Source organism: Congregibacter variabilis (genome assembly GCF_045689235.1).
Lineage (GTDB): Bacteria > Pseudomonadota > Gammaproteobacteria > Pseudomonadales > Halieaceae > Congregibacter > Congregibacter variabilis.
On record NZ_CP136864.1, the window covers coordinates 1767679 to 1790182 of the forward strand.

At 53.3% G+C, this 22504-nt stretch carries 17 protein-coding genes; 7 read left to right on the forward strand and 10 right to left on the reverse strand.

Translation table 11 applies throughout. From position 1 onward, the window contains the following. The first annotated feature begins 27 nt into the window (after positions 1 to 27). From R0135_RS07790 to R0135_RS07800, 3 genes are read left to right on the forward strand one after another with little or no spacing between them, the layout of a single operon-like run. On the forward strand, positions 28 to 1428 hold the full coding sequence (locus tag R0135_RS07790) for an O-antigen ligase family protein (protein ID WP_407349689.1): 1401 nt from the start codon (positions 28 to 30) through the stop codon (positions 1426 to 1428). Then, positions 1428 to 2315, forward strand: coding sequence for a glycosyltransferase family A protein (locus R0135_RS07795; RefSeq protein WP_407349690.1), 888 nt, complete (start codon positions 1428 to 1430; stop codon positions 2313 to 2315). The genes R0135_RS07790 and R0135_RS07795 overlap by 1 nt, the downstream gene beginning before the upstream one ends. Further along, positions 2308 to 3786 (forward strand): oligosaccharide flippase family protein, encoded by a 1479-nt coding sequence (locus tag R0135_RS07800; RefSeq protein ID WP_407349691.1) that lies wholly within the window; start codon positions 2308 to 2310, stop codon positions 3784 to 3786. The genes R0135_RS07795 and R0135_RS07800 overlap by 8 nt, the downstream gene beginning before the upstream one ends. Here the strand turns inward: R0135_RS07800 and R0135_RS07805 are convergent. From R0135_RS07805 to R0135_RS07850, 10 genes are all read right to left on the reverse strand, one after another. Then, positions 3783 to 5054 (reverse strand): TIGR03087 family PEP-CTERM/XrtA system glycosyltransferase, encoded by a 1272-nt coding sequence (locus R0135_RS07805; RefSeq protein WP_407349692.1) that lies wholly within the window; start codon positions 5052 to 5054, stop codon positions 3783 to 3785. The two genes, R0135_RS07800 and R0135_RS07805, sit on opposite strands and share 4 nt — an antisense overlap. Beyond that, entirely contained in the window at positions 5041 to 5904 is an 864-nt protein-coding gene (locus tag R0135_RS07810) for an XrtA system polysaccharide deacetylase (protein ID WP_407349693.1), read from the reverse strand. The genes R0135_RS07805 and R0135_RS07810 overlap by 14 nt, the downstream gene beginning before the upstream one ends. Positions 5905 to 5918: 14 nt before the next feature. Continuing rightward, positions 5919 to 7454, reverse strand: a complete 1536-nt coding sequence (locus R0135_RS07815; RefSeq protein ID WP_407349694.1) for a TIGR03016 family PEP-CTERM system-associated outer membrane protein — start codon at positions 7452 to 7454, stop codon at positions 5919 to 5921. Next, the gene (locus R0135_RS07820) at positions 7451 to 8524 is read right to left on the reverse strand and encodes an XrtA-associated tyrosine autokinase (protein ID WP_407349695.1); all 1074 of its coding nucleotides are present in this window, start codon (positions 8522 to 8524) and stop codon (positions 7451 to 7453) included. The genes R0135_RS07815 and R0135_RS07820 overlap by 4 nt, the downstream gene beginning before the upstream one ends. Before the next feature lie 40 nt (positions 8525 to 8564). Continuing rightward, on the reverse strand, positions 8565 to 10085 hold the full coding sequence (locus R0135_RS07825) for an XrtA system polysaccharide chain length determinant (protein WP_407349696.1): 1521 nt from the start codon (positions 10083 to 10085) through the stop codon (positions 8565 to 8567). A 30-nt stretch (positions 10086 to 10115) separates the two neighbouring features. After that, positions 10116 to 10760: an XrtA/PEP-CTERM system exopolysaccharide export protein gene (locus R0135_RS07830; protein WP_407349697.1), complete on the reverse strand. Its 645-nt coding sequence runs from the start codon at positions 10758 to 10760 to the stop codon at positions 10116 to 10118. 276 nt (positions 10761 to 11036) lie between these two features. Further along, a complete protein-coding gene (locus R0135_RS07835) occupies positions 11037 to 11828 on the reverse strand; it encodes a THxN family PEP-CTERM protein (protein WP_407349698.1) in 792 nt (263 codons plus the stop codon). 196 nt (positions 11829 to 12024) lie between these two features. Beyond that, the gene (prsT, locus tag R0135_RS07840) at positions 12025 to 14808 is read right to left on the reverse strand and encodes an XrtA/PEP-CTERM system TPR-repeat protein PrsT (protein ID WP_407349699.1); all 2784 of its coding nucleotides are present in this window, start codon (positions 14806 to 14808) and stop codon (positions 12025 to 12027) included. An 89-nt stretch (positions 14809 to 14897) separates the two neighbouring features. Beyond that, positions 14898 to 15869, reverse strand: coding sequence for an ExeA family protein (locus R0135_RS07845; protein WP_407349700.1), 972 nt, complete (start codon positions 15867 to 15869; stop codon positions 14898 to 14900). A 124-nt stretch (positions 15870 to 15993) separates the two neighbouring features. Beyond that, positions 15994 to 17313, reverse strand: coding sequence for a nucleotide sugar dehydrogenase (locus R0135_RS07850; protein ID WP_407349701.1), 1320 nt, complete (start codon positions 17311 to 17313; stop codon positions 15994 to 15996). Positions 17314 to 17388: 75 nt separating this feature from the next. Between R0135_RS07850 and prsK the strand changes: the two genes are divergently transcribed. The 4 genes from prsK (at position 17389) to R0135_RS07870 (ending at position 22468) form a co-directional block, all read left to right on the forward strand. Beyond that, positions 17389 to 19506, forward strand: a complete 2118-nt coding sequence (gene prsK, locus R0135_RS07855) for an XrtA/PEP-CTERM system histidine kinase PrsK (RefSeq protein ID WP_407349702.1) — start codon at positions 17389 to 17391, stop codon at positions 19504 to 19506. Between the two features lie 28 nt (positions 19507 to 19534). Beyond that, a complete protein-coding gene (gene prsR, locus R0135_RS07860; protein ID WP_407349703.1) occupies positions 19535 to 20905 on the forward strand; it encodes a PEP-CTERM-box response regulator transcription factor in 1371 nt (456 codons plus the stop codon). Between the two features lie 176 nt (positions 20906 to 21081). Beyond that, entirely contained in the window at positions 21082 to 22239 is a 1158-nt protein-coding gene (locus R0135_RS07865; protein ID WP_407349704.1) for a PHP domain-containing protein, read from the forward strand. Between the two features lie 82 nt (positions 22240 to 22321). After that, entirely contained in the window at positions 22322 to 22468 is a 147-nt protein-coding gene (locus R0135_RS07870; protein WP_407349705.1) for a hypothetical protein, read from the forward strand. The last annotated feature ends 36 nt before the right edge of the window (positions 22469 to 22504 follow it).

Genomic DNA, 22504 nt, shown 5'->3' on the forward strand with positions numbered 1-22504 from the left:
CGAGCCTGAACCACAAGGCTGTAAATTTTGATCTTATTCAACGAAAGTGTGAACCCGCGCACTGGGGCTCTAAATGATTATCCTGATACACTTGTAATCGGCGTTGCGCTCAATCATTGCGTGAATCACAGGTCAAACATGGTCCAAATTTTATCCATCCTCGCGTTGATCGGGTCGGCTTTCATGCTGGTCACTTCTCCTTGGCTCGCAGGGCTTGCCTACGCAACTGTGTCAATTGTTCAGCCCCAGTACATTTGGTTTTGGGCCTTTGAAAACCTGCCCGTTTTTAAGATCGCCGCGGGATTAAGCATCATCGGATTTACCCTCAAAGCTGTCCGGGGTGAAATCCGCGGGCGGATGTACCGCGAACCGATCGTCATCGGTATGATGGCTCTGTGGATTATTTTCCAACTCTCCGATTTGTTTAGCCCATTTGACGCCTACACAACAGGAGCGCAGACCTCGGTCATACTCAACACGCTAGATATAATCGTACTCATGTTCCTTATTGTTCTGGGCCTATTGGACAACGGCAAAGCCCTTTTTTATCTCGCTGTCGTTTTCTTGTCTGCAGCACTTTATTACACTTGGTGGGCAAACGAGGCTTATTTGGCGAGCGACTGGACTCGCTTCACCCAAGGCCGTCTAAACGGTCCGAGACAAAGCCCCTATCGCGATGGCAACGTCTTTTCAATCTTGTTCGTAGTTGGAATGCCGTTTCTAATATTTGGTGCGCTGCATTTCAAAAAACCGTGGGTGCGTTTATTGCTGCTGGCGGCGATCCCTCTGGTTTGGCATGCGGTAGTGCTTTGTGCTTCTCGTGGCGCACTGGTCGCTATGGCAGCCTCAACCGGCGCCGCCGCGCTAATGATTAGATCCAAGTCTGTGAACATTTTGATGGTGGCATCGCTTGCGTTGTTCCTTGTTTACCAAGGAGGCATGTTGACTCAGCGAACTTCTGCAACCGTTTTAGCTACGGACTCAGAGAGTGAGGCGCCAGTCAACCCGCGTATCCTGTCCTGGGTTGTTGGCTGGGATATGGTACGCGAATACCCATTACTTGGTGTCGGCCCACAGCGGTTCAAGGTCGCATCTGCCGCACTCTACCCTGGAAAGTCGCCCCACGTCGCACATAACACTTTCCTAAACTTCTCGGCGAACACCGGCGCTATAGCTGGCTTCATTTATCTCATGTTTTTCTATCAGAGCTTCCGCATCTACTTAAAAAGTAAAGCACTGATCGGAGGCAGACGTGGCATGGCGAACTACATTAACTCGTCCGCAGCCTGCGCTTTGGTAGGATTTTTCGTAGGCGCGCTGTTCCTGGACCTAATTCTCTTCGAACCCTTTTATTTTTTGCTATTGATGATTTTAACCAATTACCATGTACTGCTTTCACAACCCGATTATGCTAAGGCTGATTTTTGATGGCGCCTTGCAACTACGCGATCGTCATGTTTGCTTACAACGAAGAGCAGAACATTCAGAGCTCGCTTGATTCGCTGTTTGCAGCAATCAACCCGAACTTCACCAAGCTCACGGTTATTGCTAACGGCTGCAGCGATAACACTGCCAATATTGTTCGTGACAACCGTCATCGTTTCGGTAGACACCGTTTGTCCGTTGTGGAACTGGCAATCGGCGACAAATGCAACGCGTGGAACCACTATATTCATGTACTTGCCGGCAACGAATCCTGCCACTTCTTTGTCGATGCCGATGTAACCTTTTCCGAGGACTGCTTCGGCCGGATGAGTCGCTGCCTAAACGAGTCTGCACAAAGCTACAACATTGTGGCTGGGGTGCCCCTGAGCGGGCGTAATCAAGATTACTACCAGTCACTAATCACTGACCGATCATGCTTTTTTGGAAATCTATATGGCGCGCGATACAGCTACCTCCAGCTACTTCGGGAGAAGAACTTTCGCCTGCCTATCGGGCTGAATTGGATTGATTCGTTTCTGACCAAGGCTGCCAATACCGACCTGAATTTTGGACCCAAAAACTTACCAAACCGAGTCACTTATTGCCCGGGCGTCGGCTACTACGTGGACAGCCTCTCACCCCTTCGTCTAGAAGATATTCGACTCTACCTAAATCGGATCGCACGCTATGAGCTAGGCAAAATTCAGGAGTTATACCTCGACGCGCTAACTGTCGAGTCATGGCCAAAGACTCTAGATCAGATCAATACGCAAATTTGGTCAGAATTCAGCAATGATGCGGTGAATTTGAGCCTAGTAAAGCGCTGGCTGGTCCGTCGGCGTCTCAAGCGCTTTATTGATCAAGCGTCGAAGGAAATTGACCATGCTTAGACGCGTTGTCGCTAGCAGTGCGTTGCTGGTAACTCGCTCCCTGATTCTCAAGTTTCTTGGCATGCTGAGCACGATGGTGCTTGCACGAGTGCTGATGCCTGAGGACTTCGGCCTTGTGGCTATGGCTATGTTAGTTGTCGGCTTTATTGAGATTTTTCAGCAAACAGGAGCTGGCCAGTGGGTACTTAGAGCGAAGGAAGTTGACGATGATCTACTACAGTCAGCATGGACCATAAACCTGATTTTTCGTATTGGACTGTCTGCAATAACAGTGGCACTAGCGCCTTCTTTTAGCCTGCTTTTCAAAGAGCCGGAACTTATCTCATTACTCCATGTCTTCGCGCTCATATTCATACTAGGGGGGCTAAACAATGCGCCCGGAAAGTATCTCCTACAACGTGACCAGCGCTACGGAAAGCTCGTGCGCGTCCAAGTTATTGCCAAAATCGCATCTGCTGTTACCGCAGTGACAATCGCCGTTATCTCCCACTCTTATTGGGCGCTCGTGGTCGGCAAGGGAGTTAGCGTGCTTGTTAACGTTGTAGGGAGCTTCTGGATCCACGACGCTCGGCCAGCCATCAACACACGCAGGATTCCAGAGATTTTTGGTTTTTCCTTCTGGTTTATTCTCCAATCACTTTTCGGTTACTCCAGGGTACAGCTCGATACCCTGTTGGTAACCCTCTCATTCGGAAACGCGCAGCTAGGCTCTTTTCACACTATGAAGTACTTGGCATTTATACCTCATTCTCAAATTCTTATGCCCGCCACCAATCCGCTCCTGCGTGAGCAGGCCAAGAACCGCGACACACCGCGCTACTTTGCTTTTCAGCACAATATCACCTTCCTTGTGGGCTTGATAATTGCTCTGAATATCAGCGCAGTTATGGCCCTAACAAACCTCCAATTGGTAGCGGTAGCGCTCGGAAATCAGTGGATTGCTTACAGAGAGGTATTCTTCTGGTTCTGTATTCTGATCCCGGCGCTCTTCTTATTCCAGCATGCGACGCGAGTTTGCCTGATCTACGGAAACAGTAGAACTACATTCCTTTATGAGCTCTTAGCGATGGCTGTTGTTTTCATTCCGCTACTAGCCGTCGGGTTCGACGAAGTCGTTCCTTTTACTAGTCTTCGAGTTCGGCTCGAAATAGTGTCGTCGTTAGGCTTTGTGGTCTATACAACTGTAAGGTTCACAAACTTCAGCAACCTTGTACATTTAGCGTGGTGCTGCACGCCTATCGCAGTCGCGTGTGCAACCGCGAGCTATAGCGCTACAGTGCTTACCCACACAACCAATCACTTCGGTTTTTTAGTCGTTTTCTGCGGTACATACAGTGTCGTTTTTGCGGGAACGATGACCGGGTTGTTGATTGGTCACTGGCGCCATCAGAGGGAATGGGCCTACCTATTGGAAAAAAGTTTCGCCGCCGTAAAAATCGCTAAACGTCAGATTTCCCAGCGATTAAACTAGGGGCGCGGCTGCCAATATCCACCCTGGAACGGCGAGCTCAATTGCTCCAAAACGGGCGAAAGGTTGCTGCGCCAACTGAACTCACGAAGCACCAGGTCACGAGCGCGCCCACCAATTTCCTCGTTAGCAAGATGGACAAGGTCGGCCACTAAGGGCCGCCAGTTCTGGAGTTCCCTGACGACCAGAGCGTGCTCACCATGAACCGCAGGAATTCCCTCCAATCCCGCCTCTGAGACAAGCACCGGCTTTGCCATCGCCATCGCTTCGAGGACCTTGTTCTGTAGTCCACGGGCAATCCTCATGGGCGCCACAGCAGCCGTGGCGTACTTAAGGTACGGGCGCACATCGGGCACTCGCCCGGTCACATGTACACGATCATGCTGCCCGAGCGCCTTTACCTCGGCGCTTGGCTTTCCGCCTACGATCCAGAAGTGCACCTCCAAATCCATACCACCCATAGTCGGCATGACCGACTCAACAAACCAGCTAACCGCATCTACATTGGGCCAATAATCCATCGCCCCGGTGAACACCAGGTTCACATGGTGATTATCAAACGGGTCCTCATAATCCGCGTTCGGATTGAAATAGTCGGCATCGACTCCGTTGGCAAAAAAGTCAATGTTGCGCGGTTGATCAGTCGCTGTGCGTTCAAAGAGTTCCTTTTCTGCCCTGGACACAAAAAACGTTCGCTGCGAAAAGCCCGCAACCCGCTCTTCCCAGGCGAGGAGTCGACGCGCCTCGCGTCTATACACAATCGACTGCGGCCATGATTTGGATTCGGCGTAGGCCCGCCACTTCTCTGAGTCGAGGTCCACAAAGTCAGCATAGATTTGCTTGATAGTTCGCGGCAGCGAAGATGGCAACAGGTATTGGGCCATCGGTGATGACACAGCGATAGCCCGATCTATAGCATGCTCGGCAACAACGCGGTTTATCCAGCGAGTCATCAGTGCGTCGCGATAGTATTCACGAGACAAGGCATCACCCGTTAACAACGCTTTTAAAGAAGCGACGCGGCCGCGCATTGGATGTAGAGGGCGAAACAGAGTGTCGCGGCAAAAATGTTTCACGGCCGCGCAGTGAACCCAGTCGTCAGGGTCATCGACAAAAGTTGCCAAATAAATCTCAAAATATCGAGATAGCGCTTTTAATAAATGAAAGGACCGAATTTTGTCTCCCTTGTCGGGCGGGTAGGGTATTCGGTGCGTTAGCAACAGCAGCGGGGGTTTTGATGACGAGGTGTGAATGACCTTACGCCGCCTCACTTATAGCCCAGGACTCTCGCTCCTGCGCACTAAAGAAGGTTTCATCCATCCGCCCCCAGCGGAAGTCCTCTAAGAGCGCAATAAGTCGAGTCTCCATCCGTCCTAAATTTAGGTAATGCCGGAAACGACTTTTAAGCGGCAAACCGTCGGGACGGGGTTGATCCGGATCGATCTCCCAGGGATGGAAGTAAAAGAGGCCGCTTTGCCTCTCTCTTTCGTTAATCTGGCCAAGGGCCCAGCGAGAGAATGCATAGGGAAATAGGCGAAACCAACCGCCTCCGCCGCAGTTTATATTGCGCCCAGCTAGACGAATTGTCGTTATGGGCACCTCCACGAGCCGCCCCTCAGATGCCACAAAGCGGAATCGAGGAGCGTCGGGCATACCATAAAGATCATGGTGAATGGGAGCAATGCTGGAACTATAGCGATAACCGCTATCTGCGAGCACATCTAATGCCCAAAGATTTTTTGCCCCAATCGAGTAACTGGGCGCTCTGTAACCATTTACCGCAACTCCGGTGAGATCCTCAAGAAAGCCCTTCGTGCGCTGAACATCAGTCCGAAACTCCTGTGGAGTTTGCTGAGTCACTCGCTGATGCTCCCAACCATGACTGGCGAGTTCATGGCCAGATGCAACGATCGACCTGACCATATCCGGACAACGCTCGGCAATCCATCCCAAGGTGAAAAAAGTCGCTTTTATGTCGTGCTTGGCGAACAATTCAAGTATCCGAGCTACATTATGCTCGACACGCAATGGGGTCGTATCCCAGCTGGAACGTGAAACCGCACCCTCCATAGCAGAGACTTGGAAGTAATCCTCAACATCGACAGTCATTGCATTGAGCATGTTAGAAATGCCGACTAGAGAAACCGGTAGCGCAAGCTTAACTGCACTCGGTTTTCGGTAAACTCGCCAAAATTGACTGATTCCTGGTCTCGATAGCTATATCGAACAGACAGCGATGTCCGTATCCCCAGAGTTTTCTCTAGACCTAAACCAGCTTGCCAACCTCGCAGCCCCCCCCGTCGTCCACCGGAAAAAGCGCCTCCGTCTCCTTCGTTATCCAGCCAAGTTACATTTCCATTTAGGCTCAACGACTTCCCGAGGCGACGACGGGCACTCACACCCACAGTCAAGGTTTTCAAAGTCGAGCCGTCTACAAAGCGCTGCTGGTCAGACGAGGTTGCGAACATATCGAAATTCGTTCGTCTAGCATCGAAGCTATACCTCAAAGTTACGCTCTCGACCTGCACGGCGCCTTGAGTAACAAAAGTAGGGATTCCGTCGCTCCCCAGCGGGTCTCCAGGAAGAGGAACGTCTAACTCCTGCTGTTGCGAAATCGGCAGACCTCGAATATTCCGAGGGAAATTAACGTTTTGCTGCCACTCGGCGCGGAAGTTGCTCCGCTTGTGCCTCCATAACACCGACGCACGCGGATTCTCTCCGTAAAATCGCTCACCGTAACCCACGTCAATCGTCAAGCGCGAGTTGGGATTCCAACTGAAACCCAGGTCCCAGAAGCTGCCATCGATATCTCCTGACTGGCTCAGAAAAGTGTTGTCTTCCTCCCCTGCCTTCGCATTGAGTGCCAGGCTGCGAGTGACCTGAAAAGCGCCAAACATTTCCATGGTGAGCAATTCATTTTCAGTCAGGCCTTCGGGCTGCGGGCCATTGAAGATCCGGTCTTCAAAACTAATAAGGGTGTAGTTTGCACCCACACCGATCGATAGCCGAGATGCTGCTGGCTGCTGCCCAAAGCGAAATGACGCAGTCTCTTGCGTGGTATCACCAATTAAGCCCACGCGATTTACTTGCTCGTCGTAGTCCACCGTCGCAGAGATGTAAAGGTCGCGAGGCAAAGGACGCTCAGCCGTTGCACCTACACCGTAGCGATATGTCGTATTCGTATTATTGAGCCCATTGATATTGTCTTCACCCCCTGGCGCGAGAGGATTGATGGCATTTTGGGACGCACTAGCGCTCGAACGCAGCACAAGCCACGAATCCACAGCATCGAATTCGAGATTAAAGGCTCCGCGAGGGATGAAAGACTGACGGTTTGCAAACTGCCCGCCTCCGGCGTTGCCGGAGCAATCAATTTCATTCAACTCCAGGGTGTTGAACTCTGCACTCGCATTTAGGCCCATGCGCAACCTACCACCTTCGCCGCGCACATTTACCGTAGGAGTCGCCGTACCAATGACATCACTAACCGGGTCCGAAGGTGAAAGACATAAGTTATCCGAAACGATGACACCGACAGCAACGCTGGATGTGGTTTGCCAGTCTCCTGCAAGTGCTTGAGCTACTCCTAGCAGCGACAAGGAAGCGGCTACCGCCGCAAGCGTGGCACGCGGTAAGGCTGCACCAGCCGACTTTCGATGCTTTACTTTCATCCGGCGTCGGTCCGAGCAGCGACTTCCGCTTCATCGTCGTGTCCGTAGCCATAGCCATAGCCGTAGCCGTAGCCGTAATCCACACCTATTCCGAAGAGACCCGTTCGCCGTTCCGATGCGCGGTTCATGACAAGCCCGATAATCTTGTCGTCGCCAATTCTTTGCAGTGCTGAACTCACGGCAGGCTGAGGAGTGACATCTGCCGAAGCGACAAACACTATTTGCCCCATAAAGCTTGCCAACACACTGGACTCTGTAGTCAGTAATAGCGGCGGAGAATCAAACACCAGCACCCGATCAGAGTAACGAGTCGCCATCTCTATCATCAACTCATGCATAGTCTCACTAGCGAGTAGTTCCGTGGCGTGATCGTCCGGTATCCCCGACGGCAATACTTTTAGCTTTGGGATGTTAGTAGACAGTATCACTTCACGCGGATCCAGCGTGGGATCGTTGAGTAGATCAACAAGCCCCCTGCATCCCCTCTCTACACCAAGCAATCTCCCAGCGGAGCCTTTAACCACGTCGGCGTCGACAAACAGCACAGTCTTGTCTTGTTCCATAGCGATACTGAGGGCAAGGTTGATCGAATTGAAGGTTTTGCCATCACCCTTCAGAGCGCTGGTGACCATGATGAGGTTTGGATAATCGACCGAAGAGTCGTGACGACTAATATTTTTGAGTAGCGGACGCTTGATGGTACGAAACTCATCGGCGACCTTACTCCTCGGTACGAGGGGTGTTATAAATCCGAGACTCTCCAAGCGCGCAAAATCCAGCTCAAGGACCGGATTACTATTTTCTCGGGCGATCTGCGCCCGCGATCTCTCCGTCAGGGCGGACACCTCGACTGAATTATCGGACGAGGACAAGGGCAAGGGCTCAGCATTAAGCGACCGGTCTTTCAAACCACTGACTTGATCCACCGAAGTGGAGCTCGGGCTTTCTCCTGCGCCGGCATCACGCATATCGGCTGACGCTTCTAATGGCCCTAGTTCGTTGTCAGCATGCTGTGCGCCGGGCCTCTCTGGTCGTCCGAGCTTATCTACCGCTTTTTCGATAATACTCACAAGCGTCCTCCGCGCACATTGCGGCCACTCAATTCCCTCGTCATGATAGCCATTGAGCACCCATTAAAACCGTCACAAACGTCATCAACAAACAAGCAGCACAGCCACCGAAAATTGCCAACCGCCAGTTATCACGTCGGCGCTCACCCGGTTGCTTATTTTGAGTAACAACACCGAGTACTGGCAATCCCGTACTCATTGACAGCGTGCGAGGATCAGACACCATCGGCTGCAGTAGGGAAGCAAGAAACGCGACACCTAGTCCGGCAGCCAGTGCCCCTATCAGCACGGCCGCGTTCAATACAAATTTGTCCGGTTCGCTGGGCTTTAGTGGAACGAATGGCGGCTCTACAATGCGAAAACTTACGTCGCTCGCGTCGTTTTCTACATTTAAAGAAAGGCGCGCAGACTCACGTCGCTGAATAAGCTCTGCGTAGCGTCGCTGCAGCACCTCGTAATCCCGATCAAGTTGTTTAAGCTGGGCCTCTTTTTCAGGAATCAACATAACTTGTTCATCCAGAGACGACACCCGCGCCTGATACTCGCGTACCCGCACCTCTAATTCAGCGACCTGTGCTTCCGTTTCCGCCAAAAGCGACCGAATGCCTTGGTAAACGGGGCTACCGGATAATGACGAGTCAATATCGCCCTGCTCTCGAAGCGTCTTTACGGTCTCTTCCTGTTGATGCCGCAACTCATCGATAAGTCCACGAATCTGCCGGACCTCAGGATGAAGGTCCGTATAGCGCATAAGTAATTCATCAAGACGAGTACGTAAGGCGGTAATGCGCGCATCCAAGGGAGTTGATATTGCACCAAGATCGGCGAGAGGATCATCTCCACTTAGCTGCCTTCGAAGTTGTTCTGCGCGGTTACGCTCCTCGTCTAGCTCGAGTTGCGCCGCCCGTAAGTCCTCGCCGGCGCTCTGTAAGCGAGCAAAATAGTCTCCACCGGTTCCAGGCAACACAGCCACGTTCTGTTGTTTAAATATTGCCAGGCGATTTTCGGCTTCGACCAATCGAGCCTCATATTCAGTTATCTGTTCGTCAAGAAACTCCTGCGCTCCTGAATTGTCTGCTCGATCTTCATCGGCCATGTTTTCGATAAAAACCGTGATCAGTTCCTGAGTAACACGCTTGGCCACATCACGGTCAGGGTCCTTCACCGATATGTTGTACACCGACGCGCGCTGGGTCGCTCGAATATTGATGGCGCGCTCAAGTCGTCCCACCATGGCGGCACGCTGACCTTCAGTAGTTACATTGAGATCCAGGTCAGAGCGGCGTCCGAGTTCTTCAAGGTTGGGACGCGAGAGCAATTGTTGGCTTATCATCGAAACACGCTGATTTATGTTTGGCGAAATCGTAAGGCCTCGCAGCAGCGGTCGAAGGATGGAATTGGTGTCCACGTAAACAGAGGCCGTTGCAACGTAGGATTCGGGCATGCGCCACACCTGTGTCCAGCCCCCGATAGCCACAAGCCACGCCACAAGGATGGCAAGCCAGCGCCAGCGCCACACGCCCCAGATGTGACCAATGATCAGTGCAATAGTATCCTGCATGGTGCCTCCGCTGAGCCGCCCTACCGAGGGCTAGAACCAGGACTCGGCAATAATCACAATATCCCCGGGCATGATCACCATATTGGCGCTGATATCACCGTCGCGCAGTAAATCGTCCAAACGAAGCTCGATCGCCTCCTGCTTACCCTGAAAATCACGAACCAGAGTTGATCCATTACCGTCGGCAAATTCTGTCATACCGCCAACTGAAATCATAAGATCGAGTAATGTCATACGCTGACGATAGGGAACACTGGAGGGGGTTGCTGCCTCGCCGACGACTCTCACTTGCTGCTCGGGCACGCCGGAGAATCCATTGACGATCACGGAGACCACAGGCTGGCGAACATAAGTTGCGTACGCCACCTCAATATCTCGGGCGAGCTGCGTGGAGGTTTTACCGGCAGCCTGTAAGTCTTCTACCAAGCGTGTGGTGAACTTGCCATCCGGCCTAACGATACCGGTGGTCGACAACTCCGCATTACCCCAAACAAAAATCTCCATCGTGTCGCCAGGACCGACAACGTACTCATAGTCTGGAATATCCGCGGCGGCCAAAGAGCCCAAGCTGGGCTGGGACCCGCAGCCACCCAGAGAAAAAGCTAACAAGATCGACACAAACGCGGCAGCTCGCCTTAGCCCTACGCGTAACTCGCTATTGAAAAATCCCGACATGATTCCACCCTCTTAATGGTGTGTTAGATACGTACCACTTAAACTGACCAGACTCATACATGCTATCACGCGATTGCGGGCAATGGATTGTCTTTAACATTTTTGAATGTCCGCAATGAGACAAAGTGCACATTTAGTATTGAAAGGGTTATAACTACGGTAATACCTCGAAGCGGGAGGTGGCAAAATTGCTAATAGAAGCTGTGATTACGGCAAAAAAAAGGACGCTTTCGCGTCCTTTTCTGATCTATCTAGCTGCGAAGGCAGCCCGCGTTACTACACCTTACGACGACGAGTAACAGCTACGCCTATCAAACCTAAACCAAACAAGGCCAGCGTTGCAGGTACCGGTACCGCACGGGCAGTAATATCTACCAGAACCCCGAACGCATTTGCTTGGCCCTCTAGAGTCTGAAGACCGAAACAACCAGTCTCGGCGCCCGCAACTGTACATGCGCCGTCCGATAATGGCCCCAACCCAACAGGGATTACACGCGTGGTGTAAACAAAGTCGTTGTATATGAAGGTATCAGTCAAATCGGCTGGATTAAGAACAAAAATATCATCGCATTCACTAGCTGAAACGAACCCGCAATCTTCTTTATTCGGAGTCTCAATAAAACTAAAAGTGATGTCCCTATCGATAGTTTCGCGCGGCTCGCCCGCCGGCACTTTTGGAGTGAGGGCAAAAGTCGTATTGATGGTTGCCCCCAAAAGCGACTCAAACGAACGCAGTATTGTGTTGTTGTAATGCGTGAGCGTGGATGTAACTGCGGGGCCCCCGTTAGTGAACAAGCTGCCCGAAACAGCTGGGTTGGTGATCACCAATGCACTGCGGCTGTTAGTGCTGTTTTGGGTAGTGTCCGTGTAGTCCCCGCCTGTCTTGCCCCAGCTCAGCTCAGTCGCTGTCTCGATTGTCGTACCACCCGTGTCGGCGTCGAACGTCGCCGCTCCAGTGAAGCCCGCGGTAACTGCAAACTCCCATTCAGTTACGAGCGATGCGTTAGCAGCGGAGGCGAGGAAGCAACTTACCCCTACCGCAGCGGCTGTGTGAAGAATTTTTTTCATACTCTTGCTCTCCTGGACTTTGATATTTGGCCTAGCACTAACGGCCTTTAACTCAACTTGATCCAGTAACTGCAGGGCGCATGCCAATAATATATATTCTATTAAATTCAATAACTTAAAAAAAATAGCAGCTAACGTTAGTGCTGATGTGTAAAGAAAGCTGACAATACTGGCCCCGATACATCTATACGTCCAGTTAGGGTGCGCTTTCTATTAACTCTCTTGCCGCGGCCTTTGCCGGGGACTCCGGGCCGCTCAGAATCTCACGCAACAAGCTTTGTGCAGCCTCGGCCTGGCCCAGCGCCATCAATATCTTCGCCCGATTCAAAATCAAATCTGGCTTACCCGGTGCAAGCTCCAGAGCCGCATCTATCCGCATAAGAGCAGCCTCGAGATTACCCGCCGCCATCTCGACCATGGCGTAGGTATCCAAAATAGCCGGATTATCGGCCGCCTGCTGGTAAGCCAGCTCTATCCAGGCCAGCGCCTGCTGGGGATCGGTTTCACGGGCTAACCAAGCAAGGTTATTCAAAACCAAGGCGTTTTCAGGCGCCTGTTTCTCGAGAATGAGATACTCATCCAAGGCCTCCTCTGAGCGCCCGGCCTCCAAAAGCCACAACGCCATTTGGTTGCGGACAACCAATTCTTCAGGCCGACTCTGCAGCCAATCTTTAAGGGATTGAATGGCCGCGTCTCGATCGCCTCCCAACCACTGCGCAGTGGACATACCGGTCAAATACATGACGGACGATTCCTGGCTCAGTGCCTCTCGAAACAAAGCCTCGGCCTCATCGTAGCGCTCACGCCCTAAGGCCACCCTGCCCTCTAGCGCCATTATTGCAGGCAGCCGGCGCACTTCCTGGGGCATTGCAGCCAAACTGAGCTGAGCGGCATCCCAGTTACCCAGAGCAGCCTGCAAGGAAGCCTGCTGACGCAGCAGGTCCAACCGCTCAGGTTCCGATGCGAGTCCCGCCTCCACGTAATCGAGCGCCTCTTTAAAACGCCCGACAGCAATTTGCGTTTGCGCTGCAAGAGCAAGCAAATCCGCATTATCTGGTGCTAATTTCAATGCGGCCAACACGCTATCGCTGGCCCCATCGATGTCGCCAACAGTCAACTGCGCCGTTGCCAATAGACCCCACACCTCCGGCCTAAGTGAAGGCTGAAGCTGTTTCACATCAATCACACCGAGCACATCAAGCGCCGCATTTGCGTCGCCCTGAGACAGCCTGTAACGAGCAAGCGTCACTCTAACGGGAATAAGATCAGGATTTACAGAGAGCGCCCGCTCGAGCAACAACGCCGCCTCTGAAGTGTTGTTTGCACGGCCCTCAATGGCCGCAAGGCTCGTAAGCAGCTGTGTATCATCAGGGGCCTTTTCAACCGCTATGCGCAGCTCCCGCAAGGCTTCCTTTTCGTCTCCCGAGGCCAACGCCAAGGCCGCAAACCCGCGATAAACACCCGCGTTTTCGCTGTCGATATCTCGAGCGCGGTTCAGATACTCTCTTGCGGCCCCTAACTCTCCTGCGACAAGCTCCACTCGGCTCGATGTGAGGAGAGGGTCCACGAGGTCTGGCGATCGCTCTCGGTACTCTAACGCCACCTCTCGAGCCTCCTCCAGGCGCTCCGAGCGAAGTAAGGCGCCCACCAGGCCCTCTAATACAACGCCATTATCGGGATCAAGGCGTTGAGCGGTACGCAAGTTTTCGATGGCGGCATCCAAGTCTCCGGCTACACCCTGTGCACTAGATAACTGCTGAAGTGCAATCACCGAATCCGGCTCAAGCTCAGTCACAGCCTCAAAAGCGCCAACGGCCTCCGCATAACTACCTTGCGCTACCAGCGCCATCGCAAGCACACTCATCAATGCACTGCTGGCTGGATTTTTAATCAAACCTTCTCGGGCGATTTTCATAGCTTCCTCCTCATTTCCAAGAGCCAGCTCTACCCGCGCCATAAAGGTCAGGGCCAACTCATTATTCGGTTGCTGATCCAGAAACTGCCGGAGCTGACGCTGCGCGGTGGCCAGGTTTCCAGTCTCAAGGTTGGCCACACCCGCATAAAAAAGCGAGGGACCGTGTCGGGGATTAGCGCTAAGAACTTCAGCGAGAGTACGCGACGCATCCGTATAACTGCCGTCGCCGATCTGAAGCCGTGCTCGAGAAAACTTTACGCCCGTGGAGTCTGGAATGACTGCTTCGAGGGCTTTCAGCTCTTCCTCCGCCGCGGCAATTTCACGATTATCAGTATGTGCCGCCACAAGTTTCAGTCGATCACTAATGCGGTAGGGGTTGCGTGCGACCACCCATTGGAGTTGCTCAATAGCCGCGGCATACGCTTGCTGCGCCATGTAAAGATCAGCCAGGTACGATCGAGCCTCCAGCGCCTGAGGATGTGCCTCGATAATAGCTTCGACTCGTTGCGCAGCTTGCGGAATATCTATCCCGCCAATGACGTCAGCGTCGAGAAGGACTAATGTGAGGGAGACATAAGGGTCTTCGGGCGCCAGGCTATGTGCTCTGTCGGCGTCTTCTCGAGCGCCCGCAGCATCAGCATCGATGAACTTAGCCCGCGCACGCCCTGCAAGCCATTGAGCGGCCAATGCACCCTCAATCCCGGCATCGTCAAGCGCCAAAGCTTTGTCGATTTGGCCAGACTCTACCAGAGCCCTCATCAACCAGACTCGCGCCTCAGCGGCACCCGTTCCGCTCACGCCTGCCGCGCGGCGAAACTCGTCTACAGCGGCCTCGACATCAGTCTGCCAAAGATAGGCGCGGCCTAATATGAAACGACCAATTGGGTTATCGGGGTTTTGCTGCAGTGCCGACTTGGCATCAATAACCGCGGCGGCCACGTCGCGCCTCTCCAGCGCCTGGCGCGCCCGCGTCAGGAGCTCCTCCTCGGTCGGCGGAGGCGTGCATGCTGTAGCAACGATCACCCCAGACATAAACATGACACGGAGTACCCAAGCTTTATTCATAAGACCGACTCTCTACTTCCTACCTACTTTCTTCGCAGGCTAAACGGGTGAAAAGGCATCACTCACAATACGACGTCGCTCAACCTAACCTAGGTAGCCCGCGACCTGCGACGCATCCGGCGGCGCCAGTTATCCTCAGACCCGCTGGCTGCCCCTCCTGAGGCCTCTTCTCTCGGGCGCGACGCGGCGTCACCCTCAAACTCATCCACGACGTCAAAATCGTGATCACTAAATACTGAGCCAGCGGCCAAGCTTTCTCCCTGCAACTCCTCTACCACCTGACGTAAATCGTCAACGCCGATGCGATGGAGCTGCTCCACGCATCCGTGAAGGAGTAGACGGCTACAAATTAGATTGATTCGACGCGGAATACCCTCTGAAAATTTGGATATAAGGGGGAACACCGCAGTGCTCAGATCAGGGTCTCCCTGCCAACCCGCAGAAGAAAGGCGATGCCGAATGTACTCTTCAGTCTCATCAGGCTCCAAAGCCTGCAGATGACTCGCGGCCACTATACGCTGATGAACCTGCTCCATTTCTGGGCGCAGTATCAACTCCCGCAGCTCAGGTTGACCGAGTAAAAATATCTGAAGCAGTGGCTTACCACCGATCTGAATATTCGTAAGCAGACGCAACTCTTCCATCGCTGTGATAGAGAGGTCCTGCGCCTCATCTACGACGAGAAGCGCACGGCGACCCTCCCGGTGCCATTTCTGTAGCTGCCGTGAAAGGTACTGGAGCTGCTGCCCCTTATTCGTGATGTTTAGATCCACGCCAAACTCATGCGCAACCATACTTAACAGGTCATCTGCCTGGAGTTGTGAGCACACCAAATTGGCGATCTGCGCACGCTCATTCGCAAGATCATCGATCAATGCACCTACCAAGGTAGTCTTGCCAGTACCGGGCCGTCCTGTAACCATGACAAACCCTTCGGCCCTGGAAAAAGCGTAAGCCATGTATGCACGGGCCTTTTTATACCCGCGATGCTGATACGCAAAGTGATGATCTGGACTTAGGCGAAAAGGCTCCTCGACGAAACCATAGAATTGGTCATACATAGGGGGCGTAGCCCTCATAAGTGGGTGTATCGGAACTTGAACCGTGATCTTCACCGCTTTTATGGGTAGCCACAACCCCGGGCAGCACGCTAATCGGGCGACTTGTGACTGAGGTCACGAATATCTATAACCGCCAGACCATAAGTCCACACGATTCGGCTGCGCCCCGATCAACTATCCCTTTAACGTCGACAATCAACCCATCAGGTGCAAGCATCTCTCGCATTGTATCAACGCCCATGCTGACGTAGTCAGTGTGTGGCACGGCGACAATAAGGGCCTGGGCCGGGGCCATAGCGTCCAAAGAACAGAGCTTGACTGAATACTGACGCAGGGCCTCTGTCCCGTCGGCCAGCGGGTCCGACACTTGAACCACGCAGCCATATGCTTCGAGCTCCGATATAATGTCAGGGACGCGAGAATTCCTTAAATCAGGACAGTTCTCCTTAAAGGTGAGTCCAAGCACTGTAATAGTGGACCCGGTAATTGGATGCCCTTTACCTGCCAGATACTTCACTGTCTTTTCGGCGATGAACTTGCCCATTCCATCATTAATGCGGCGCCCCGCGAGCACGACCTGGGGATGATAACCCGCACTCTCCGCCTTGTAAGTCAAATAGTAAGGATCCACACCAATACAATGCCCCCCCACCAGCCCGGGCCGAAACGGCAGAAAGTTCCACTTGGTGCCGGCGGATTCAAGCACATCCAGCGTATCAATACCGAGTCGGTCAAAGATCATTGCCAGCTCATTCATAAGCGCAATGTTGAGGTCACGCTGGGTGTTCTCGATAACCTTTGCAGCCTCCGCCACTTTGATGCTGGCAGCGCGATGGACACCCGCATCTACAACCGACTCATAAAGAGCGGCAAGTCGCTCCAGAGTTGCCGGCGTGTCGCCTGAAACAACCTTAACAATCGTCTCCAAACGGTGTGTTTTATCACCAGGATTGATACGTTCGGGTGAGTAGCCGACAAAAAAACCTTCAGAGGCGAGTCCGGCTGAAGGCTCACACCCACTCCACGGCAGACCAGACTCCTCAGCCAGTATCGGCACACAGACTTCCTCCGTACAGCCTGGGTACACAGTGGACTCGAAGACCACAATCGCCCCCGGCCGCATATTCTGGCCCACAGTCCTGGAAGCACTTTCGAGAGGACTCAAATCGGGCCGCTTAGCGCTGTCGATTGGCGTGGGGACCACAACGATGATAATAGCCGCCTTTGCAAGCGCCGCTGGGTCACTGGTCAGCTCAAGGTGGGTAGCTGCGGCCAGCTGTTCCACGCTAACCTCACCACTCGGATCAAGCCCCAAACGGTAGGCGGAAAGCTTTTCCTCATTGAGATCAAAACCAATCGTGGGCCGTCCCGCACCAAAGGCCACAGCGAGTGGAAGCCCCACATAACCGAGACCGACAATTGCCACTGTGTCATGGTCCGCCAATTTTCACCTCCTGCGTTTACAGCAAACGGAGGACAGTATAGGGTCGAACGCTATGAATGGGCAGGACAGGCAAACGTGACCGGTAACATCAGTCTCTTTAGCTACGGCGTTGCCGCAGCAAGCTATGCCTTGCTAACGATACTGCTCGCGACGCAGTGGCGCGTCCGCCCTCTCGGCCCGAGTTTATTGTTTGCCGCCAGCGCTACCGCATTCTGGGCCGGGACGATCGCCGCAGGCACGCTGCTGGCATACCCCCCAATAACGCTCATTAATCTCGCGGAACTCGCGCGCAACGCGGGCTGGCTGTTCTTTTTGCTCCAACTACTGGGATTTCAGTCGGGCGGAAGTATCTGGAGCTGGCTAGGCCGCAGTTGGGTGCCCGTCTTCGCTTTTAGTGTATTGATCGGCTTAGCGATCATTGGTCTGCGTCCGTTACATGCAATGGTTGGGATAAACGCTAACGATGCAGGGGATGCCGCGCTGATGCTCTGGCTTGCGATTGCTATAGTCGGCCTGCTGCTTGTCGAGCAGGTCTATCGCAATGCAAGTAGCGGCGAACGCTGGGGCGTCAAATTTCTATGCCTTGGGCTGGGCGCGGCCCTTACCTACGACTTTTTTATGTACGCCGAGGCGCTGCTCTTCCGGCAGTTGGATACCCGGCTGTGGCAAGCGCGCGGGCTGGTCAATGCTTTTGCCGTGCCACTACTGCTCGTCGCCATAGCGCGCAATCGAAACTGGCGGATGGATGTTCACGTCTCTCGGCATGTGGTTTTTCATACGGTCACCCTTATGGGCGCCGGGCTCTATCTTTTATGCATGGCTATCATCGGCTACTTCATCGAATATCTCGGCGGTAGCTGGGGTGGCGTGTTACAGGTGTCTTTTCTAGCCGCAAGCGGCTCCTTGCTGTTTACGCTACTATTTTCTGGCGCCATTCGGGCCCGTCTACGCGTCTGGGTTTCAAAGCACTTTTTTAGCTACCGTTATGACTACCGTGTTGAGTGGCTGCGCTTCACGCAAGAGCTCGCCGAATTAGAGAACGTTCCTCCCGGGATTGTAGAGTCCATGGCATCGGTCACTCTCAGCCCCGGCGGGTTTCTACTTTATCGCGGCTCATCCGACCAACTCAGCGAACTTGCCAGTTGGGAGTTTGCCCCCCCGCCATCTCCAGACATCGGCAACTTGCCGCAATGGCTTCGCAGTAGTGGCTGGGTAATAGATATACCCGAGTGGCGAAAATCGCCAGATATCTATGGCGATCTCGACCTTCCGCTTTGGCTAAGGGATAGCAGGGAGCTGTGGCTTATCGTCCCATTGTTGTTTAGGGAAGAGTTAGAGGGCCTGCTCTTTCTTGCTCGAACGGACCTCAAAGACGGCGTCAATTGGGAGGACCGTGATCTCCTCAAGACTGCCGGCCGACAGGCTGCTGCGCTACTCGCCCAGCAGCGAGCGAACCAGGGATTGATCGAGGCGCGGCAGTTCGATGCGTTCAACCGTCTGTCGGCCTACGTGGTTCACGACCTAAAAAATATCCTCGCGCAACAGTCGCTGATCTTATCTAACGCCCGGAAACACCGAAACAACCCGGCTTTTGTAGACGATATGATCTCTACTGTAGACAACTCCGTGCAGCGAATGAATCGTCTAATGGAGCAAATGCGCAGCGGCATCCGCAGTGCGACGACTGCCTCCGTAGAATTAGGCGCCCTGCTTGAGCAAATTGTACTTGCGCGCGCAAGCACGCATCCGACGCCACGACTCAACATCGAAACTGACACACTGATTATCGCAGATCGTGAGCGTCTCCTGACCGTGTTTAGTCATCTGGTCCAGAATGCGCAGGAAGCCACCCAAGACGACGGGAAGGTCGATGTTGAACTTACAGTGATTAACAGCTTCGCGCGAGTTTCTATCGTAGACACCGGCTGCGGGATGTCCGAGCGGTTTGTGCGCGAAAAGCTGTTCACTCCTTTCGAGTCGACCAAGGGACTGACGGGCATGGGTATTGGCGCTTTTGAGTCTCGAGAATACGTGCGTCAGTTAGGTGGCGATATCACGGTCAAGAGTGAAACAGGCGCTGGCAGTGTCTTTACGGTGACATTGCCCAGTCAGTCCGAAGTATCCACATCCAACAATGATCTCGAAAGCTGTGAACCAGGCACGTCCACCGCTGTGCCAAGCATGGCAGAATAACGCTTATGAAAACTATCGGAGTAGTCCAGTGAGCGAAGCGGCCAAACCGCTGCTAGTGGTAGAGGATGACGAAGGTCTGCGAAGTCAGTTGCGCTGGGCGTTCGATGGCTATGAGGTCGTTTTGGCGGGAGACCGCAAAGAGGCTATTACTGCTCTTCGGAGACACCAGCCCGGTGTAGTATTACTGGACCTCGGGCTGCCTCCCGACCCAGGCGGCGTGACTGAAGGCCTTGCAACGCTTTGCGATATTCTGACCCTGGCTCCGGAAACCAAGGTCATCGTTGTAACTGGTGATAACGATCGGAGAAACGCGGTCAAAGCCATCGCTGGCGGCGCGTATGACTTCCATCAAAAACCCGCAGACCCGGAACTTCTGGCGCTTTTAGTCGACCGAGCTCATCACGTCTACGAACTGGAACGTGAAAATCAGGCGCTTCAGCGCACAAGCGGAAATATGCCGCTAGACAACATTATCGCGGTTAGTCCACAGATGCTTAAGGTCTGCCGCACCGTGGAAAAGATTGCACCAAGCGACATCACCACGCTGCTATTGGGCGCATCGGGTACAGGGAAGGAGCGATTTGCGCAGGCGATTCATGAGCTCAGCCCCCGAGCAAGCAAACGGATGGTAGCCATAAATTGCGCTGCTATTCCTGACACCCTTCTAGAAAGCGAACTTTTTGGATACGAAAAAGGCGCATTTACCGGTGCCAGCCAACAGACCATCGGCAAAATTGAGCATGCCCATGGCGGTACACTGTTTCTCGATGAAATCGGTGATCTACCAATGGAGCTGCAAGCTAAGCTACTGCGCTTTCTACAGGAGCGGGTTATCGAACGCCTCGGCGGGCGCAAGGAAATTAACGTGGACGTGCGGGTCGTGTGTGCTACGCACCAAAATCTTGAGCAGCACATTGCCGAAGGCAAGTTTCGCGAGGATTTGTACTATCGCGTAAGTGAAATGGTAGTAAAAATTCCGACCCTCCACGAACGCGATGGCGATGCAATGGTGCTTGCTAAGGCTTTTCTATCTCGGTTCGCCGGGGACAAAGGCACTGGGGTGAAGAGCTTCGACGTCAATGCGTTGCGTGCCATAGACCGCTACACGTGGCCCGGTAATGTTCGCGAACTGGAGTCGCGTATTAAACGCGCGGTCATTATGGCAGAGGGCGGGCAGGTCACAGCCGAAGACCTCGAGCTAGAAGAATATCTCGATGACACTCTTCAAGCTGCTTCCGCCATGCCGCTCAACATCAAACAGGTCCGCGAACAAGCTGAAAAGACCGCTATCTTGCAGGCGCTATCTCACAGCGATGAGAACATAACTGATGCAGCGGAGCTGCTAGGCGTTACTCGTCCAACGCTGTATTCAATGCTGGAGAAGTATGGGCTGCGATAATGCTGAATGATTGGCAGGAACGCAGCGACTCTGAGGAGAAACGTAAAATCAGATCCCCCACTTGGAAGACTAAAAAGCCGCTCTTCCGACGTCTGACAGTCCAATGCGGTCTGGTGTGCATAGTCACTATCATCAGCGGGTGCACCCGCGAACCGACACCAGCACACTTTGTGAGAATGATCGACTGGCTCGGTGAGGCAAATAGCCTGCAGGTTGACATGCACACACATACGCGTTTCTCCGACGGCAGATGGGAGCTATCCAAATTAGCAGATTCGGCGCTCCTCAACGGATGCCATGCGATAGCAATAACAGATCACGCGGAAAAAGGATCGGATGCGGCTACTCCCACTTATCTTCATGCAATCACGGAGCAAAGGCAGCGTAGCCGCTACCCTTTGATAATCGCGGGCCTTGAGTGGAACATTCCCCCTTACCGCGGTCGTGAACATGTAAACATCCTCGTTCACCCGTCCCTCGAACCACAACTGATCGCATTTTCACAGCACTTTCGCAAGACCAATGACCCTGGGCCTGCTCTGCAATGGCTCAGTGAGCGAAACAACGAATCGACAATTCTCGCCTTTTACAACCATCCGGCGAGGCGTGATGAGCGATTAGAGGAGAACGAAGAGGACTTCCTATCTTGGACTCCGAAGGGAAGCGTGATTGTAGGTTTTGAGGGAGGGCCAGGGCATCAGAAAAAAGCCTCTCCGGGCGATTACAAAAATGTACTGGCAACCGTTGATGGCTGGGACCCTGTCGTTGCCGATGTCGGGGGTGTTTGGGATTCTTTGCTCGACGCGGGTCGAGATCCTTGGGGGGCGTTAGCAAATTCGGATTTTCATAACGATCGAGGCGACTACCTACCCTGCGAGTTTTCTCGGACGCACGTAGACACTCCTGAGATGAGTGCAAGCGGAGTGCTACGTGGACTCAAAGCAGGCGCCTTTTGGGGCGAGACCGGGGCATTTTTACAGGAGCTTCGGCTCAGGGTTGGATCGCCTGATCTTATCTTCGATGCATCGCCGGGGGAGAGCTTCGCACTGGGCGATCAGCGTGTCATTACTGTTGAGGTCATGCTCAAACCTGAACTAAAAGCAAAAGACCAAACATTGACTATCGAACTCATCGGGAACTTGGCATCGGGAGAACCCGAAGTGATAGAGACCCGAGCAATCAATTCGAATGTTACTACTGTAACTACCTCAATCACCAATCCTATAGTTGGAGGCGATGGGGAAAGTGGCTACCTAAGGATTAGGGTAAGCAGCGAAGGTGCGGATGGTCGGCGCTTTATTGCCTACACCAATCACGTGCGCGTACTACTCTAAGGCCGATCCCGCCCCCAAACGGGTCATTCTGAAAGCGCGAACGGTGTTGTAAAGACTCGACCTCGCCAAGTATCCTCTAGCAATGAGTACTGACCGCCGCAAAAGTAATCGAGATTCCACTGACCGCCGACGCGAAACCCGCCGCGATGTACCGGTCTGGGGCTACGTTGTCGCCATTACCGCAGTGGTTGTGCTGCTCACTGCATTTTGGACGATGATCTACAGCTGACTCGGCGGACTCAGAAATAGAGCGCCAGAATTGTTC